Source organism: Variovorax sp. J22R115 (assembly GCF_030317005.1).
GTDB lineage: Bacteria > Pseudomonadota > Gammaproteobacteria > Burkholderiales > Burkholderiaceae_C > Variovorax.
The window spans coordinates 334,938-352,377 of record NZ_JASZYM010000003.1 but is presented as its reverse complement, the minus strand read 5'-3'; the positions used below and the strand labels follow the sequence as shown (position 1 = coordinate 352,377).

Genomic DNA, 17,440 nt, shown 5'->3' with positions numbered 1-17,440 from the left:
ACCGCCGCGGCATGCGAATCGCTATAGACTGCATCGGACATATCGATAGACAGCGACTACGGGAAAACACCATGCAACGCGGCGTTGATCTGCTCGACGGTCATCTGCTGCGCGTGCTCGCCACGGTGGTGGAAGAGCGCAGCGTGTCGCGTGCCGCTGCACGTCTGCGACAGACGCAGCCAGCGGTGAGCGGCTCGCTCAAGCGCTTGCGCGAGATCTTCGGAGACGCGCTCCTGGTGCGCGACGGCACGACCATGGTGCCGACCGCCCGTGCAGCGGGACTTGCGAGTCAGGCGCGACGGGCGTTGGGCGAGCTGGAGGCACTGCTGGTCGAGCCCGATGAGTTCGTGCCGGCCCACGCGGAGCAGCGCTTCCGCATCGCATCGCCCGACTACATCGCGCCTTCGTGGATCGCGCGCCTCGCGCAGCACGTGGGCATCGAGGCGCCTCATTGCCGCATCGAGCTTCGTGCGCTCGGCCCCACCTTCGACTTCGAACGGGCGCTCGGCGATGACGAGCTCGACCTCGTCATCGGCAACTGGCCTTCGCCACCCGAGCACCTGCACATCTCCTTGTTGCTGGAAGACGAGTTGGTCTGCCTGATGGCGCGTGACCATCCGTTGGCGCAGGGCGCGATGCAGGTCAGCGAGGCGGACTATCTGACTGCGGGGCACGTCGTGCCGGTCCCGTATGCGATGGCGCAGCGCGGCGTGGTCGAGACCTACCTCGGCGAGCGGCGTCTCGGGCGCGATGCGCGCGTGCAGGTGCCTTACTTCGGACTGGCTCCGTCGATCGCGGCGAGCACGCAGCTCATCTTCACGACGGCGCGCCATTTCGCCGAGTACCACGCGCACCTGTTGCCGCTGGCGTTGCTAAAGGCGCCGGACGGTTTTCCGCGCATGCGCTTCTATCAACTCTGGCACGACCGTGTGCACCATTCGCCCGCGCACCGTTGGCTGCGCGGCCTGGTGGCGCAGTTCGGTCGGGAACTGGTCGATCGCGAAGGCGCAAAGCCTGTGGGGTGATCGCCGCCGCGACGGTTGAAAGTTGGACCGGCGGCCTCATCATTCGTCCCATGCCTACCCAACTTCAAATCGATTTCGTATCCGACGTGTCCTGCCCGTGGTGTGCCGTCGGCCTTGGTGCGCTCGAAGCCGCTCTCAGGAGCGTTGCGCCGGACGTGACTGCCGAACTGCGCTTTCAGCCTTTCGAGCTGAACCCGCAAATGCCCCGCGAAGGCCAGGACGCCTTCGAGCATCTGAACCAGAAGTACGGCTCCAGCCGCGAGCAGCAGGCGCAGGCGCGTGAAGCGATCCGTGCGCGAGGCGCGGCCGTCGGCTTCGAGTTCAGGCGTGAAGGGCGCTCGCGTGTCTACAACACTTTCGACGCGCACCGACTGCTGCACTGGGCCGAATTGGAGGATGTGGCGAAGCAGGTCGCATTGAAGAAGGCGCTGCTCAAGGCATGCCATACCGATGGCGAGAATCCGTCAGACCCTGCGGTGCTGGTGCGCCTCGCGAGTGAGTCTGGGCTTGACCCGCAAAGGGCGCGAGCAATCCTCGATAGCGATGAGTTCGCAGGCGAGACTCGTGAGCGCGAGCGGCTCTACACGGATGCCGGGATTCATTCGGTGCCGGCCATCATCATCAACAACCAGCATCTGATCTCCGGTGGCCAGCCGGTAGAGGTCTTTGAACGCGCCTTGCGCCAGATTGCTGGCGCTGCCCCTTCTAATCTCGCTGTCGCTTGATTGGGTAGTTCTTCAGGCGGTGTGCCCTGTGCCGGCCGACGACGCTGAGACGTTGGGGTTGAGCCAAGAGTCAGTCCGGCAACAGCAGAGAACGCTGCCCCTCCACAGTCTCCCGCAAGAAATCCCAAGTCGCCTTCATCCGTGCCAAGTGCCGAGTCTCGGCAGGCACCGACATCCAGAACGTACGCGTGAAGTTCGCCTCATTCGGCAGCACCCGACGCAATGACTTGTCGCGTTCGGCAATGAATGCCGGCAACACCGCGATCCCCGCACCCGCCACCGTGGCCTGGTGCTGTGCCAGGATGCTCGTGCTGCGCAGCGCAAACGAATCCGGCCTGTAGAGCTCGTCGAGGTACTGCAGCTCCTTGCTGAAGAGCAGATCGTCCACATAGCTGATGAAGGTGTGCCCGCGCAAATCGTCGCGCGTGCGAATCGCTCCGTGTTTCGCCAGATAGGGCTTCGATGCGTACAGGCGCAGCACATAGTCCGTGAGCTTGGTCACCACCACCGGTCCGCGCGCTGGCCGTTCGAGCGAGATCACGATGTCCGCTTCGCGCCGCGACAGATGCACCAGCCGAGGCATTGCCAGCAGATCGATCACCAGCTTCGGATGCTGCTGGGCGAACAGCGCGAGATGCGGCGCCAACACGATCGTGCCGAAGCCTTCCGTCGCGCCGATCCGCACCAACCCCGACAACCCTTCGTCCGACGTAGGCGTCGCGCTCTCGACCGTGAGAAACGCACTCTCCATCGCCTCCACCTGCGGCTGCAGCCGGCGGCCCGCTTCCGTCAGCCGATGCCCATCCGCCTCGCGCGAAAAGAGGGCCGTGCCCACCTGCTTCTCCAGCGCCTGGATGCGCCGCGCCACCGTCGTGTGGTCGACCGCCAGCCGCCGCGCAGCGCCGACCAGCGTGCCCGAGCGCGCAAGCTCCAGAAAGTAGCGCAGGTTGTCCCAATCCATGATGTGCAATTATGCAGATCGCGGGTGCGTATTTGTCTATTGCTAATGCAAAAGTGCAAAGCTAGCATCCCCCTCCTGCACCCCCCAATCAGGAGACAAAGTACATGGACGCCACCACCACGCCCGCGACCAAAATCGCCACCGTCAAGCTGCTCATCGGCGGCAAGTTCGTCGAATCTAAAACCACCGAGTGGCGCGACATCGTCAATCCGGCCACGCAGGAAGTGCTCGCCAAAGTGCCCTTCGCCACGCAGGCCGAAGTCGACGCCGCCGTGGACTCCGCCAAGGAAGCCTTCAAGACCTGGCGCAAGACCCCCATCGGCGCGCGCGCCCGCATCTTCCTGAAGTACCAGCAGCTCATCCGCGAGAACATGGCCGAGCTGGCCGCGATCCTCACGGCCGAACAGGGCAAGACCTTGCCCGATGCCGAGGGCGACGTTTTCCGCGGCCTCGAAGTGGTCGAGCATGCATCGGCCATCGGCAACCTCCAACTCGGCGAGATGGCCAATAACGTCGCCAACGGTGTCGACACGTACACGCTGCTGCAGCCGCTCGGCGTCTGCGCAGGCATCACGCCTTTCAACTTCCCCGCGATGATCCCGCTGTGGATGTTCCCAATGGCGATCGTCACCGGCAACACCTTCGTGCTCAAGCCCTCCGAGCAGGACCCGATGGTCACGATGCGCCTGTGCGAACTCGCGCTCGAAGCCGGTATCCCGGCCGGCGTGCTCAACGTCGTGCATGGCGGGGAGGCCGTGGTCAATGCGATCTGCGACCACAAGGACATCAAGGCGATCTCGTTCGTCGGTTCGACCAAGGTCGGCACGCACGTCTACAACCGCGCCACGGTCGCCGGCAAGCGCGTGCAATGCATGATGGGCGCGAAGAACCACGCCATCGTGATGCCCGACGCCAACAAGGAGCAGACGCTCAATGCGCTGGCCGGTGCGAGCTTCGGCGCCGCGGGTCAGCGCTGCATGGCCGTGTCGGTCGCGGTGCTGGTGGGCGATGCGCAGAAGTGGGTGCCGGATCTGGTCGCGAAGGCGAAGACGCTGAAGATTGGCGCCGGTACCGAGAAGGGCGTGGACGTCGGCCCGCTGGTGTCCTGCGCGGCGTACGACCGCGTCAACGGCCTGATCGAACGCGGCTTGGCCGATGGCGCGACGCTGGCACTCGATGGCCGCAAGCCCACCGTCCCCGGCTACGAGAAGGGCAACTTCGTCGGCCCGACGGTGTTCGCCGACGTCAAGCCCGGCATGACCATCTATGACCAGGAAATCTTCGGCCCTGTACTGTGCCTGGCGAACGCCGACAGCATCGACGAAGCGATCGAGTTGATCAACGCCAACCCGAACGGCAACGGCACCGCGATCTTCACGCAGTCGGGCGCGGCGGCGCGTCGCTTCCAGGAAGACATCGACGTGGGGCAGGTCGGCATCAACGTGCCGATCCCGGTGCCGGTGCCGATGTTCTCGTTCACCGGTTCGCGCGCATCGAAGCTTGGCGACCTGGGTCCGTACGGCAAGCAGGTCATCATGTTCTACACGCAGACCAAGACGGTGACCTCGCGCTGGTTCGACGACAGCACGGCGCACGGGCTCAACACGACGATCAGCCTCAAGTAAGCTCGTCCGCATGGACTTCGAGCTAACTGAAGAGCAGCGGGCCTTTGCGCACACGGCGCGCGAATTCGCCCAGGCCGAATTCGCGCCGCATGCCGCCCAGTGGGACGCGGAAGCGATCTTCCCCAAGGACGCGATCGCGAAGGCCGGCGAGTTGGGTTTCTGCGGGCTCTATGCGCCAGAAAGCATCGACGGCCTGGCGTTGCCGCGCCTCGATGCGACGCTGGTGTTCGAGGAGATGGCGGCGGTCGATCCGTCGACCACCGCCTTCATCACGATCCACAACATGGCGACGTGGATGCTTGGCACATGGGGCGGTCCCGCGGTGCGCGAGCGCTGGGGCGCGGACCTGACCAGCGGTCGCAAGCTGGCCTCGTACTGCCTCACCGAACCGGGCGCCGGATCCGACGCCGGTTCGCTCAAGACGCGCGCCGAGCTGCAAGGCGGTGAGTACGCCATCAACGGTGGCAAGGCCTTCATCTCGGGCGCGGGTTCGACCGACGTGCTGGTGCTCATGGCGCGAACGGGCGGTGGCGGCGCGAACGGCATCTCCGCCTTCGCGGTGCCGGCGGACGCGCCGGGCATCAGCTACGGCAAGAAGGAACACAAGATGGGCTGGAACAGCCAGCCCACCCGCACCATCAATTTCGACAACGTGCGCGTGCCGGCGGAGAACCTGCTGGGCAGCGAAGGCGAGGGCTTCCGCATCGCGATGAAAGGCCTCGATGGCGGGCGGATCAACATCGCGACATGTTCGGTCGGCGCCGCGCAGGGGGCGCTCGATGCGGCCCGCCGCTACCTGCACGAGCGTCAGCAGTTCGGCAAGCCCCTGGCGAGCTTCCAGGCGCTGCAGTTCAAGCTCGCCGACATGGCGACCGAACTGGTCGCCGCACGCCAGATGGTGCGGCTCGCCGCGAGCAAGCTCGACGCGGGCCATGCCGACGCGAGCACCTATTGCGCGATGGCCAAGCGCTTCGCCACCGATGCCGGCTTCAACGTGTGCAACGATGCACTGCAACTGCACGGCGGCTACGGCTACCTGAGCGAATTCCCGCTGGAGCGGCTGGTGCGCGACGCGCGCGTGCACCAGATCCTCGAAGGCACCAACGAAATCATGCGCGTCATCGTCGCCCGCAAGCTCCTCGAGGGCGACAGCGACATTCGATGAACCTGCCAAGAAACATGACCGACCCCGTCGTCCTCTTCAAAGAAATCAAGGCATCCAACGGCAAGCGCTTCGGCGTCGCCACCCTCAACGCGCCAGCTTCGCTCAATGCGCTGTCGGTGGAAATGGTGCGGCTCCTCATTCCCCAGCTGCGCGAATGGGCGCAGGACGAAGGCGTCGTCGGCGTGCTGTTGGACGCCAGTGGCGAGAAGGCCTTCTGCGCCGGCGGCGACCTGCGCCAGCTCTACCAGACGCTGCTCGAATGTGGGCCTGCGCGCAACACCTACGCCGAGAGCTTCTTCAGCGAGGAGTACGAACTCGACCACATGATCCACACCTTTCCGAAGCCCTTCCTGTGCTGGGGCCACGGCATCGTGATGGGGGGCGGCGTCGGCCTCATGGCGGGCGCCTCGCACCGCGTCGTGACCTTGCAGAGCCGCATCGCGATGCCCGAGATCAGCATCGGCCTGTACCCCGATGTGGGCGGCAGCTGGTTCCTGCGTCGCACGCCGGGCCGGGTCGGGCTGTTCCTCGCGCTCACGGCGGCGCCGCTCAACGCGGCGGATGCGATCTTCTGCGGCCTGGCCGACATCGTGGTGCCGCAGGAGCGCAAGTCGCAGTTGCTGGAGGCCATCTCCGCCCATGCGTGGAAGGGCGAAGCCAAGGTCGACCGGGCCGCACTGTCGCGCCTTCTCGCGCAGGCCGGTGAAGGCGCAGAGAGGCAGCCTTCCAAGGTGCGCGAGCATTTCGACACCATCAACGAACTCATGGCCGGCGACGACCTGCTCGACATTGCGAGGCGCCTGCACGAACTGAAGTCCGACGATCCTTGGCTGCAGAACGCCGCCAAGACCTTCGCCAAGGGCGCGCCCAGCTCGGCCGCCCTGTCCTTCGAACTCTGGCAGCGTGTGCCGCGCATGTCCTTGGCCGAAGTGTTCCGGCTGGAGTACTGGGCCTCGCTCGGCTTCTGCGCCCACAAGGATTTCGCGGAAGGTATCCGCGCAGTGCTGATCGACAAGGACCGCACTCCGCGCTGGAGTCCGGCGACGCTCGAAGAGATCACGCCGGAGTTCATCGAAGACCACTTGCGCGTGCGCGCCGAAGGCCTGCACCCGCTCGCCGCGCTCGTCTGAGCCGACCTTACAAAACCAACGGAGACACTCACATGAAGATCGCATTCATCGGACTGGGCAACATGGGCGGCCCGATGGCATTGAACCTGCATAAGGCCGGACATGCGGTCAGCGCCTTCGACCTGTCGGCGGACGCATGCAAGAAGCTCGGCACGGACGGCGTAGCCATCGCCAAGTCCGCGGCCGACACGCTCACGGGTGCCGAGGTGGTGATCAGCATGCTGCCCGCGAGCCAGCACGTCGAGGCGCTCTACCTCGGCAGCGACGGCAAGCCGGGGCTGCTCGAAAGCATTCCCGCCGGTACGCTGGTGATCGACAGCAGCACCATCGCCGCCGCGACCTCCCGCAAGGTGGCCGAGGCAGGCGCGAAGCGCGGCGTGGCCGTGATCGATGCGCCCGTGTCGGGCGGCACCGGCGGTGCCATCGCCGGCACGCTGACCTTCATGGTCGGTGGTTCGGAAGCCGACCTCGAACGCGCCCGGCCCGTGCTCGAGAAGATGGGGGCCAACATCTTCCACGCCGGTGGTGCAGGCGCAGGCCAGACGGCGAAAATCTGCAACAACATGCTGCTCGGCATTCTGATGATCGGCACGTCCGAGGCCATCGCGTTGGGCGTTGCCAACGGGCTTGATCCCAAGGTTCTGTCCGAGATCATGCGGCGGAGTTCGGGCGGCAACTGGGCCCTCGAGAAGTACAACCCGCTGCCCGGCGTGATGGAGGCTGCTCCGGCCTCCAAGGGCTATGCCGGCGGCTTTGGCACCGACCTGATGCTCAAGGATCTGGGGCTCGCCCAGGAGAACGCCGCCGCAGTGCGCGCCGCCACGCCGCTGGGCGGACTGGCGCGCAATCTCTATGCCGCGCACAGCCTGGCCGGACATGGCGCGCTCGATTTCTCGAGCGTCATCAAGCTTGTGCAGCCCAAGTCAACTTGATGCGCGGGGTTGCAGGGAGCGACTAGGCGTCACCTCGCCCGGCGCGAATTGAACACTGCAGTGAGCAAGGTCTGCCAGTCAGCACCCTCGGGCCTGCGCGCCAACACCGGGTTCAGTCGACCGTCGATCAACAACATGGCAAAGCCGTGCACCAGCGACCACGCCGCGACCATCGTCGCGCTTTGATCGGGAGTGACCGGCGCACCCGCTTCCTGCGACAAACCAAGGCGCTCCGCAGCGGCACCGGCCAGCGCCTGTTGGGCCAGCTCGATCGCCTCTCGCAAGGCGGGCCGCTCCATGTCGAGTCGCTCGCTGCGAAACATCAGCAAGAACATCGCCGGATGCTCGCGCGCGAAGGCGACATAGGCGTGGCCGATGGATTCGAATCGCTCAGGCGAGGCGACGGCATGGCCAGCAGCCGCCAGCTGCAGCGCATCGGCGAACTGGCGAAAGCCTACTGCCGCCAGCTCGCTCAACAAGCCGGTCAGGTCATCGAAGTGATTCTTGGGCGCCGCGTGCGAGACACCGGCCGCACGCGCGGCAGCGCGCAACGTCAGACCTTCCAGCCCCTGGCTTTCAAGGATGTCCTGTGCCGCTGCGAGCAGGGCGGCATGCAGCGCGCCGTGGTGATAGGGGGCAGCAAGGGGCTTGGGCCGCCCGCGAGATGCAGATGCGGGTTCGCGCCGGGTCTTCGTGGCGGGGGCGGGCATGGCGGGCGTAAGAGGGCGACGGTGCGCGTTGATGTTGACGGCGTCAATTTTACTTGACTTCGCTTCTGTATAGTTTTCCAATTCGAGTGTTGACAGCGTCAATATCAACTCCAAGGAACCTGCAATGACCCAGGAAACCCCTCCCCGGCGCGTGAACGGCGCCCCGATCACCTTCGAGGCCGAAGCCGCCTTCTTGCCAATCGTGGGCCAACTGCCCGCCGGCCTGAACGGCACGCTGTACCGAAACGGCCCGAATCCCCAGTTCCCGAGCGCCGATGCACACCTGTTCGGCGGCGACGGCATGTTGCATGCCTTCGAACTGGCGAACGGGCGCGCGAGCTATCGCAACCGCTGGGTCCGCACTGCCCACTGGAAGGCCGAGCACCAGGCCGGCCGCCGTCTGTTCGACGGCTTCGGGCGACCCAAAGAGGGTGATGGCGCTGCTGCGGGAGTAGCGGACGAGGGCGTCGCCAACACACATGTCGCATGGCACGCGGGTCGGCTGCTCGCATTGGAAGAAGCGCACCTGCCGATCGAGATCGATCCCGTCACGCTCGCCACGCGTGGGCCGTTCGACTTCGGTGGTGGCTTGAATGGCCCCTTTACCGCACACCCCAAGACCGATCCGGTCACCGGCGAGATGCTCTTCTTCGGCTACGGCACCACCGGGCCGCTGTCCAGCGGCATGACCTACGGTGCCATGGATCCGGCAGGCCATGTCACGCGATTCGATCGCTTCGAGGCGCCCTACGCGAGCATGGTGCACGACTTCGCCATGACCGAGGGCCACGTGCTGTTCCCCGTGCTGCCGCTGTCGGCCAGCATGGCCCGCGCGCAGCGGGGCCTGCCGCCTTTCGCGTGGGAGCCTGAACTCGGCGCTCGCGTCGGCGTGATGCCGCGCGACGGGCGCGTCGAGGACATCCGCTGGTTCGAAGGCGATGCTGGCTATGTCTTCCACGTGATGAATGCATGGGAGGAGCAGGACGACAAGGGCGCCCACCGCATCGTGGCCGATGTGATGCGCTACGACGAACCGCCGCTGTTTCCTTATCCCGATGGTCGGCCGACCGATCCGCAGCGCAGCGTGGCACGACTGTGCCGTTGGACTTTCGATCTCTCGGCACCTGGCAACCGATTCGAACAGCAGCCGCTGGACGACCTCGCGGGCGAGTTTCCGCGCATCGACGAACGCCGAGCCGGATTGCCTTACCGCCACGGCTGGTACGCCTGCCAGCGTGAGGCTCGCTACGGCGCGGGCAACGAAGGCCTGGCGCACTACGACGCAGTGACGGGCCATCGCACGCTGCACTACCTGCCGCCGGGCGATCGCGTGTCCGAGCCCGTGTTCGTCCCGCGAGCGCCGGATGCGCCAGAAGGCGAGGGCTGGTTGCTGGCGACCGTCTACCGCGCGGCCGAATGCCGCAGCGACCTGGTGGTCTTCAATGCGCAGGCGCTGGTCGATGGTCCGATCGCCACCGTTCAGCTTTCACACCGGGTGCCCTCCGGCTTTCACGGAAGCTGGCTGCCTGCCCGTGGCTGATGCCGGCTTCGGCGGCGGTTCAGAAGGCCAGTGTCGGATTGCGCCGTGCTTCGTCTCGCCGACGCTCCTCTCGCACGAGGTCGCACCGCGGGTGCCTCGTGTATTCCGGCTTGTCGCAATGCGCGGCTTCGCAACGGGCGGCAAAGATGAAATTGAGAGTCTCGCATCCGGCCCTGGGATCGAGTGCCATTGCGCGAGCGGGCGGGGCGGCGCGCGGCGGCTGCCTCCGCTCGGGCGAAGGGGGCGGCGGAGCGGACACGACCGGAGGGTGCACCGGCGCCGCGGCCGGACCTGGTGGAACCTCGACTTCTCCCGCGGCCAATGAGGTGCCGAGCGGCACGGGCTCCAGAGGCTTGGCCGGCTCCCGCACCTTTGGCGCCGCCGTGACAGTTGCCGTTGGCGGGCCGGACGGGGCAACAGGCGCTGCGCGCAGAACCTTCGCCGTTTCCGGTGCATGCAAGGGTACTTTGCGTGTCACATAGGCAAACCAGCCGAGGAAGCCGAGCGCAATAGCGAGTATCAGCACGCCGATGCGAATCCAGAACCTGCGCATTTCGGCAGACATCATGATGCGGCCCGGGCCGTCTGCAGCGTCCGCAGCGTCGGCAGCGAACGACTCGCCACCCGCCTGCCTCAGCTTCATCGAATCCAGCAAAGAAGGTCCAGTGGCCGCGAAGGTAGGCAACTTGCGCGCGCAGCCATGGCAGAACATCGCGGCGTCGCGGTTTTCGGTATTGCAGACAGCGCAAATCACCGGCATTAGTTGCTCTCCAGAAGCGTGAAAACGCAATCCTTCGAATTTGCGCATTCCGGCGGTGCGATGTCTGCCAGCGGCCGCCTACTTTTTTACCCATGGTCGCGGTCAGGTCGGTCATCGTGAATTCGACAGATGCGTAGACTCTACGCACATTCTCCGAATCCGGATCCCGTATGAATCGCGTCAGCCCGACTTGCCGCGGGCGACCTTCTTTTCGGCGCGTGGAGCGTCCGCGCTGCCGGGGCCACCGGCGCTGTGCAACTGGTCGAGACCCAGCAAGGCATCGACATACGACATGAACCGGCTCAGGTACTCCGGCGACACGTCACGCATCAACCGGAGCGATCGGTGCACGAGATGGTGCGAGTTGAGCGGGCCGGCATTCTGCGGCACCGTCGCCTGGGATTGAGTCAGCCGTCGTTCGGCGCTGAGCCGCGACCAGGTGCTTCTGAACTGCGTGAGCGTCTTCAGTTCATCCCTTGTCGCCGGATCGTCACCCAGCGGCGAAGCATGTTGGCCGATGTGATCGACGAGCGCTCCGAGCGCGCCGCGCTGGCGCTGCACCTTCGCGTTCTGCTTCGCGGTGCCACCGTCGGAGGGCGGGGCCTTTTCGAGATCCCCGGCATACGCCGCAAGCAGTCTGGCGACCTTGTCGTCGAGGATCCGCCGCGCTTCACCACGGTGCGTGGCGGACCGCTTGGCCAGGGCCTCGATGAAACGAAAGCGGACGGGGTCGAGGCGATGATCGCCACGGCGGCGCCGTGCGTCGATCATCGCGAGGGCGTCGCTCGCTTCGTCGCTACTCACGGGAATTCACGTGGGAGTTGGAAGGCCTCGGCGTCGGCGCCATCTCGACTCGCCGATTCTTCGACCGACCTTCGGCATCGGCATTCGACGCCACTGCCTGCTCGGAGCCGAACGCTGCGGCAAAGACCGAGGACGATGGGATGCCTTCTTCGATCAGCGACCGCGTCACCGTCAGGGCGCGTTGTGCGGACAATTCCCAGTTGTCGGCGAACTGGCGGTTGCCTCCGCGCACCTGCCGGTCGTCGGTGAAGCCGCTCACCATCAGGATTTCGTCGCGGGCCTGCAGGTATGCGGCCAGCGGCCCGGTCAGGCTCCTCAGCAGTTGACGGCCTTCGGGCTGAAGCTCGGCGGAGTTGACCGCGAACAGCACGCTTCCGCTGATGCCGATGCGCCCGTTGTTCAATGTCACCCGGCCTGCCGCCAAAGGCCCGGCCAGTGCTTTTTCGAGTGCCTGCAGGCGCTGCGCCGCCTCTTGCCGCTGCTTGACCTCGGCCTCCAGCTTGGTCGAGAGATCCAGTTGCATGCCGACCACGCACACCAGGATCAGCACGAAGGCCCCCAGCAGCCCCGACATCAGGTCGCCGAAAACGGCCCATACGGGCACGGTCGGCTCCACGCCGGCGTCGAGCTCCTCTGTCATCACGCTTCGCTGCCTGCCGTTGAACGGTTGCTGGCGAGTTGCTGCAGGTCCTCGACGATCTGCTTTTGCGACATGATGCTCAGGTCGATGACTTCACGCGCCTGCGCCACGTAGTAGTCCAGTTGCTCGTCACTGCGCGCGATGGACTTGCTGAGCGCACCTTCGATGCGCTGCAGATGCGTCACCAGCTTGTCGTTCGAATCGCTGAACAACTGCACGCCGAAGCCGAATGCCTCCCCGAGGCTCGCCACTTCGACGGCGCTGCCGGTGATCTGCGCGGCGACCTCGGTCATCTTCCCGGTTTCCGCCTCGACCTTGTCGTTGAAGCGCGTGCCGACACGGTCCATCAGTTCCGCCGACGCGCCGACCAGCGCATCGATGGCCGAGCGCTGTTCGGTGGAGGCATGGTTCACGGCGCTGAGCAGAGTCTCCAGCGTTTCGAGAATGCGGCTGCGCTCCTCCAGCATCGCGTTGTCGCGCGCCATGCTGTCGGACAGCTTCTGGCGCAGTTCGGCGATGACTTCGGCGGCGGCGCGAGGCGCTTCCGAAGCGGCTTGCATGAGCTGGGCGATTTCGGCGATCGTGTTTTTCGCGTGCGCCTCGGATTGCGTGGAGATGTCGCGCGCGGTCTCGGCCAGCGTCCTGCAGATTTCGTGCTGCTGGCTCTCGGTGCGCGCGCCCGCCTGCTGCCATTCCTGCTGGAGCGATGCGGCCATGGCCGCAAGCGCCTGGGTCCAGGCGCCCAGGCGTTGCGCGTCGCGCGACGCCATCTCCGTCTGGAGGCTCGCGTGCGCCTCGTCGACCGTGCGCAGAAGCGAAGTCGAATGCTGCTCGAAGGTCGCCGCAGCCGCTGCCAGGGCGCCTTGCGTGCCCTTCGACAGGTTCTCGCTCACGCGCTCTTGCTGCGCCAGGGCGTTGCCCCAGGTGTCTGACACGCTGCCGACCGCGGTCTCCAGGCGGGCAGAGACGCCGTCCACGAGCGATGCCGAGCGCTGTTCAAAAGTCTCGGCGAAGCGGTCGAGCGAGGTGCGCAAATCCCTGGACAGCGCTTCGCTCGTGCTCTGATGCCCCGCGAGCGCCGTCTTCCAGAGGTCCGCCACCGTGGCGGTGCTGGCCTCGAAGCGGCTCGACAGGCCATCCAGTTGCCGTTGCACGCCGTGCTCGACGGTGTGGTGCAGCGAGGTAGCTTCGCGCGCGATGCTCGCCATCGTCGCTTCGACGACCGGCTGGATCGTCGCGCTCGCGGCCCGGGCGCTTTCGGTCAGGCTCTCCTTCAGTGACTGGTCGACGGAGGAGGCAAGGGTGGCGTATGCGGCCTCGGCCTTGTCGTGGAACGTGTCCTGGTTGGCGATCAGTCGTTCGTTCAGCGCCTGGGTCTGCCTCTCCATCTTCGCCATCATGGCCTGCAGCCGGTCGATCAGTGCGGGCATCAGCTGGCCCTGCTGCTGCAGCAGCTTGAAGGATTCCTCGCGCTGGTGGGCCTGTGAGAAGACGCGCAAGGTGCTCGCGATCCGCGTGTCGAGCAACTGCGCGGTCTGGATTCTGTCGCGCCGGCACAGGGCGGAGACAAGGCCCAGCATCGCAGACGCGGCCACGCCGGCCAGCGAGGTGCCGAACGCCACGCCCAAGCCCTTGACGGGTGCAGCCAGGGAGGCGCGCATGCCTTGCAGATCCGATGCGTTTTCGAGAGCCGTCCCGGTGCCGTTCAGCGTGACGACCATGCCGACGAAGGTGCCCAGCATCCCGAGCAGCACCAGCAGCCCTGCAAGGTAAGGCGTCAGGGCCGGGCCCGGCAGGCCGACGCGCTCACCTTCGACGCGAAGGCGCACTGCGTTCCGCAAGGAGGGATGCAGCTGGTCGAGCCATGGGCCCAGGCTCGCCGGGGGAGCGTTCAGGTCCGCGACGGCATGCGTCAAGCCGGACGTGGCTTGGTGGAAACGATGCAGCTCCAGCGCGCCCATCAGGTAGAAGGCACCGATGAGCACGGTGATCGCCAGCGCCAGCGGGTTCGAGCCGATGTAGCCGACGCCGACCCAGCAGACGGCGGCCAGGCCGACGAAGAAGGCGGTGAAATGAAGAAATCTGGTCATGAAGGCCTGGTTAACTCACGCGAAGGGCTTCGAGCAGCCCTTCGACCGGTTGAAATCGAATGTCCAATTCAGCGAGCAACACGCCTTGCATGTCCTTGCGGAACACATCCAGCCACGCGCCGGGGTGAACCCCGCCGACGGACTCGGCCGCGGTGACTGCGGCGACCTGCGCTGTCTCGTCGGCCTTGCGCAAGCGCTTGAAGTGCTTTTCGAGCAATGAGGGCACGGTCGACAGCAAGCGGTGCTCATGCACACCCAGCGCCTGCTCCATGACGGCGTCCACCGCGGCCAGACGGGCCATTGCCGGCGATCCGGCCGCCAGCCTGGCTCGCAGGCGCTCGCGCAGGGGGCCGACGCTCGCCTCCATCGCCTGTTGCCGGGAGAGGTAGCGCTGGCGGTAAGGCGAGAAGTCCGCCGCCGCTTCCATCGGCGCGGCGATGGCGTGCACCAGGGTGGCGCGCGCGCGGGTGCATTCGCTTTCTTCGGCGCTCAGGGGAACTCGTGCGCCGGAGGGCGCCGTCGCGGGACCGCCATCCAACGCCCCGGCCAGGGAGATGGCGTCGGTCCAGCTGACCCACTGACTCAATCGATCCGCGAAGGCTTGTTTGGGTTCGGGGACGCCGGTGTCGGCCAGCCGAGCGAGCAAGCGAATGAGCGCCGAGCCGGTGAAACCTGTGCGCCGTGACACTTGCACCATGCTGCCAAATTGGATAAACCCGGCAGTCTACACTGCCCGGCTCGCCGCACGACTTGTTACCGCCTGCAGATGCCGAGCACCAGTTCCTGCTCGGTGCAGGGGCGGGCAGGCGCTGGCGCCCTGGTCGAAGTCGGCGTGCCAAAGCCGCTCTGGCCGGCAATGCACGCACGCAAGCGCTTTTCCATCGGGCCGTAGTAGCGCCACCCCTGGCTCAGCGCAGGGAGCTCGAGCTTCACCTGCTTCCACTTGGGATGCCCGTTGGCCTGGAGCTTGTCGAAGTTGGTGCACAGCGACTCGGCAAACCGGGCGAGATTGCCGACGGTCGACTGCAGACCGTAGTCATAGGTGACCAGGTAAGCCTTCACCGTGAGGGTCGGGGTATCGGCCGTGAGCCATGTGGGGTAACTCGTGGCGCGGATGGCCGCGGGAAAGTAGGTCTTCTTCGCGCGCGCCGATTCAGGTGCCGACTCGTCCAGCTTCAGGATCTTGATGAACTTGCGCGCCTCGGGCTTCATGTCCGCGAACAGCTTGGCCGGCTGTCCGGCCACGATGATGGCGACGTCGATCGTCTTGTCCACGGTGAGCTTGACCAGCGCATCCTCGTTCGTCAGGTACTGCGCGTTCGCAGCCGATATCGGCTCCTCGAACATCAACTGATAGAGCGTTCTCGCCGTGAGTGCCGTGCCGCTGCCCAACGGGCCGACGCTGATCTTCTTGTTCTTGATCTCGTGGATGGATTCCAGCGGCGAGTCCGCGCGGGCGACGAAGTAGATCTCCTCGTCATAGAGCGGCATGATCAGACGCAGCGGTCGAATGATGTTGCCGGCATCGGCGTTGCCCGCCTTCGCTTCGTCCAGGAAGGCCTGGTACACGTCGGACTGCACCAGCGCCAGCTTCACCCCCGGTTCGAAGCGCATGCGCTGCACGTTCTCCGCCGAGCCCTTGGACTCCAGGACTTCCAGGTCGATGCCCGCAGGATCGGCCACCCACTTGGCAAGGTCGTTGCCGATCTGGATGTAGGTGCCGGTCTTCGAAGCGGTGACGATCTTGTACTCCGCCCTCGGCGCAGCGGCTGCGGACGACAGGAAGATCATCCCCATCAGCACCGTCAGTAGGGTTGTGATTCGCATGCTGGCTCCATCGAAGGTTGGTAGTCGCGCCAGGCGATGCCTGGCCCCTTGCTGCTGCTCGCTGTCTGATCACTTCTGGCACAGGGCCAGCGCCGCAAGCGCTTCATTGCACTCTTTTTCCTTCGGATCCGCTACGCCAATTGCGGGCGCAGGGACTGCGGGCTTCGGCGCTTCCTTCGCGGCAGGGGCAATCGGGGCGGCCGATTCCACCAGTCCGATTGCATTGGACGCCTTCACTGCGGCGTTTCGAAGCTGGTCACGGCGGGCGGCCTGCGCCAGGATTCGCTGATCGAAGGTCTCCCTCAACTCCAGCACGCCGGGGTCATCCGCGTGGTCGACGTCCAAAGTATCGAGCACGCGTTCCGCCGCTGCCAGGTCGCCACGGCTCAAGGCGCTCTGGACCCGCGCGATATTCGCCTTGAACTCTCGCTGCCTGCCGGCATCGCTTTCATTGTCGAGATAGAAGTGATCGAACATCAGCGCGATCACGAGGACTGCCAGCGTCGCCACGATGGCGATCACGAGGCGGAGCGACACGACGGAGTTGCTTGCCCAGTTCCTGGACCCGCGGCCCCCGCCCGCTACTTCCTGCTGCCAGACGGCGCCAGGGCGGACCTGCCCGATCTCGGGGTTCGTTTCGTCATTGGTTGCGCGGGTCAAGACGAGACTGCCTACAGGCTCTTCCTCTGGCTGCACCGTGTCCGCAAAATCCACCTGAATGGGTGCCAGGGCCCGGCCTCTGGCCGACCTTGCGCCAGCAGTGTGAGCCGCGGCACTCTGGATTGTCTGATCAGTACCGCAGAACCGGCAAAACCGGTCCCCTTCCTGCAACAGAGCAGCGCAATGCTTGCAGGACATCGGCGTAGACGAGGGCTGATCGGCCAGGCTCTCCATGACTCGGAACAAGGTTGATGCTCGCAATGGAGCGATGCCAGTCTCATTCTGGACCCGTGTGGCGTCAATCGGCCATCCGTCGGAGCCCCAGTCAAACTTACCTTTTCGGCTATTTTTTCTTCGGGAAATTCCCTGCAAAAATCCGTCGTTCTCGCGACTCAAGTGTTGCGAGGATGCCAAAGTACATGGCACTCGCGGGCTACCATGGCCCATGGACTGCACGACCTATATCGAGGCCGAACTGGACCTCTATTTCGCTTGGCTCACCCAGTTCGAAGCCAGTATTCCCCGCGCGCACGACGTCGTCTCGAACTGGTACACGAGCCAGGTGCTTCAGGCCTACACGCGCTACTCGTGGTTCAAGCCTTCCACGCCGGGAGCGCCTGCCCTGTGCCTGGCCAACATCACCTTGGCCGACAGCGCCAGGGGCCAAGGCTACTTCGCCAGGTTCGTCGAGCGCTTCACCCATGGAGGCGATGGCTTGCAGGCGCGAGTGCTGTATCTGGAGAACATCGCCAGCCCCCGGTTCGAGGACAAGCTCCTCCGAATGGGATTCCAACGCTGCAATTACGGGACAGGCGAGTTCTCGGCCTACTACCTGGTGCGATAGCG

Annotated in this window: 17 protein-coding genes; 8 read left to right on the top strand and 9 right to left on the bottom strand. The window is 65.6% G+C overall.

The window, feature by feature from the left end:
- Nucleotides 1–71 precede the first annotated feature (71 nt).
- A complete protein-coding gene (locus tag QTI04_RS07005; RefSeq protein WP_286614687.1) occupies nt 72–1,025 on the top strand; it encodes a LysR family transcriptional regulator in 954 nt (317 codons plus the stop codon).
- Between the two features lie 50 nt (nt 1,026–1,075).
- On the top strand, nt 1,076–1,750 hold the full coding sequence (locus tag QTI04_RS07000) for a DsbA family oxidoreductase (protein WP_286614869.1): 675 nt from the start codon (nt 1,076–1,078) through the stop codon (nt 1,748–1,750).
- Between the two features lie 70 nt (nt 1,751–1,820).
- Here QTI04_RS07000 and QTI04_RS06995 read toward each other — a convergent pair whose 3' ends face one another.
- Nucleotides 1,821–2,711 (bottom strand): LysR family transcriptional regulator, encoded by an 891-nt coding sequence (locus QTI04_RS06995; protein WP_286614685.1) that lies wholly within the window; start codon nt 2,709–2,711, stop codon nt 1,821–1,823.
- 104 nt (nt 2,712–2,815) lie between these two features.
- Here QTI04_RS06995 and QTI04_RS06990 point away from each other — a divergent pair, with 104 nt between their 5' ends.
- The 4 genes from QTI04_RS06990 to mmsB are packed head-to-tail and all read left to right on the top strand — an operon-like array spanning nt 2,816 to nt 7,563.
- Nucleotides 2,816–4,336, top strand: coding sequence for a CoA-acylating methylmalonate-semialdehyde dehydrogenase (locus QTI04_RS06990; RefSeq protein WP_286605442.1), 1,521 nt, complete (start codon nt 2,816–2,818; stop codon nt 4,334–4,336).
- A 10-nt stretch (nt 4,337–4,346) separates the two neighbouring features.
- Nucleotides 4,347–5,501, top strand: a complete 1,155-nt coding sequence (locus QTI04_RS06985; protein ID WP_286614683.1) for an acyl-CoA dehydrogenase family protein — start codon at nt 4,347–4,349, stop codon at nt 5,499–5,501.
- A gap of 14 nt (nt 5,502–5,515) precedes the next feature.
- Complete coding sequence (locus QTI04_RS06980; RefSeq protein WP_286614681.1) at nt 5,516–6,631, top strand: enoyl-CoA hydratase/isomerase family protein; 1,116 nt, start codon at nt 5,516–5,518, stop codon at nt 6,629–6,631.
- A gap of 32 nt (nt 6,632–6,663) precedes the next feature.
- Complete coding sequence (gene mmsB, locus QTI04_RS06975; RefSeq protein ID WP_286614680.1) at nt 6,664–7,563, top strand: 3-hydroxyisobutyrate dehydrogenase; 900 nt, start codon at nt 6,664–6,666, stop codon at nt 7,561–7,563.
- Between the two features lie 29 nt (nt 7,564–7,592).
- Here the strand turns inward: mmsB and QTI04_RS06970 are convergent, their stop codons facing one another.
- Entirely contained in the window at nt 7,593–8,273 is a 681-nt protein-coding gene (locus QTI04_RS06970; RefSeq protein WP_286614678.1) for a TetR/AcrR family transcriptional regulator, read from the bottom strand.
- 124 nt (nt 8,274–8,397) lie between these two features.
- Here QTI04_RS06970 and QTI04_RS06965 point away from each other — a divergent pair, with 124 nt between their 5' ends.
- Nucleotides 8,398–9,813, top strand: a complete 1,416-nt coding sequence (locus QTI04_RS06965; RefSeq protein ID WP_286614677.1) for a carotenoid oxygenase family protein — start codon at nt 8,398–8,400, stop codon at nt 9,811–9,813.
- A 19-nt stretch (nt 9,814–9,832) separates the two neighbouring features.
- Here the strand turns inward: QTI04_RS06965 and QTI04_RS06960 are convergent, their stop codons facing one another.
- The 7 genes from QTI04_RS06960 to QTI04_RS06930 form a co-directional block, all read right to left on the bottom strand.
- Complete coding sequence (locus tag QTI04_RS06960) at nt 9,833–10,621, bottom strand: hypothetical protein (protein WP_286614675.1); 789 nt, start codon at nt 10,619–10,621, stop codon at nt 9,833–9,835.
- Nucleotides 10,622–10,753: 132 nt separating this feature from the next.
- A complete protein-coding gene (locus QTI04_RS06955; RefSeq protein ID WP_286614673.1) occupies nt 10,754–11,377 on the bottom strand; it encodes a DUF2894 domain-containing protein in 624 nt (207 codons plus the stop codon).
- A complete protein-coding gene (locus QTI04_RS06950) occupies nt 11,370–12,017 on the bottom strand; it encodes an OmpA family protein (RefSeq protein ID WP_286605428.1) in 648 nt (215 codons plus the stop codon). Before QTI04_RS06950 ends, QTI04_RS06955 begins: the two co-directional genes overlap by 8 nt.
- Nucleotides 12,017–14,107, bottom strand: coding sequence for a DUF802 domain-containing protein (locus tag QTI04_RS06945; RefSeq protein ID WP_286614672.1), 2,091 nt, complete (start codon nt 14,105–14,107; stop codon nt 12,017–12,019). Before QTI04_RS06945 ends, QTI04_RS06950 begins: the two co-directional genes overlap by 1 nt.
- Nucleotides 14,108–14,117: 10 nt before the next feature.
- Complete coding sequence (locus QTI04_RS06940; RefSeq protein WP_286605426.1) at nt 14,118–14,804, bottom strand: DUF3348 domain-containing protein; 687 nt, start codon at nt 14,802–14,804, stop codon at nt 14,118–14,120.
- Nucleotides 14,805–14,860: 56 nt separating this feature from the next.
- A complete protein-coding gene (locus QTI04_RS06935) occupies nt 14,861–15,934 on the bottom strand; it encodes a TAXI family TRAP transporter solute-binding subunit (protein WP_286614670.1) in 1,074 nt (357 codons plus the stop codon).
- A gap of 69 nt (nt 15,935–16,003) precedes the next feature.
- Nucleotides 16,004–16,456: a hypothetical protein gene (locus QTI04_RS06930; protein ID WP_286614668.1), complete on the bottom strand. Its 453-nt coding sequence runs from the start codon at nt 16,454–16,456 to the stop codon at nt 16,004–16,006.
- A gap of 583 nt (nt 16,457–17,039) precedes the next feature.
- Between QTI04_RS06930 and QTI04_RS06925 the strand changes: the two genes are divergently transcribed.
- Nucleotides 17,040–17,438 carry a hypothetical protein gene (locus tag QTI04_RS06925; RefSeq protein WP_286614666.1) on the top strand — a complete coding sequence of 133 codons (399 nt, stop codon included), beginning with the start codon at nt 17,040–17,042 and terminating at the stop codon, nt 17,436–17,438.
- Nucleotides 17,439–17,440 lie beyond the last annotated feature (2 nt).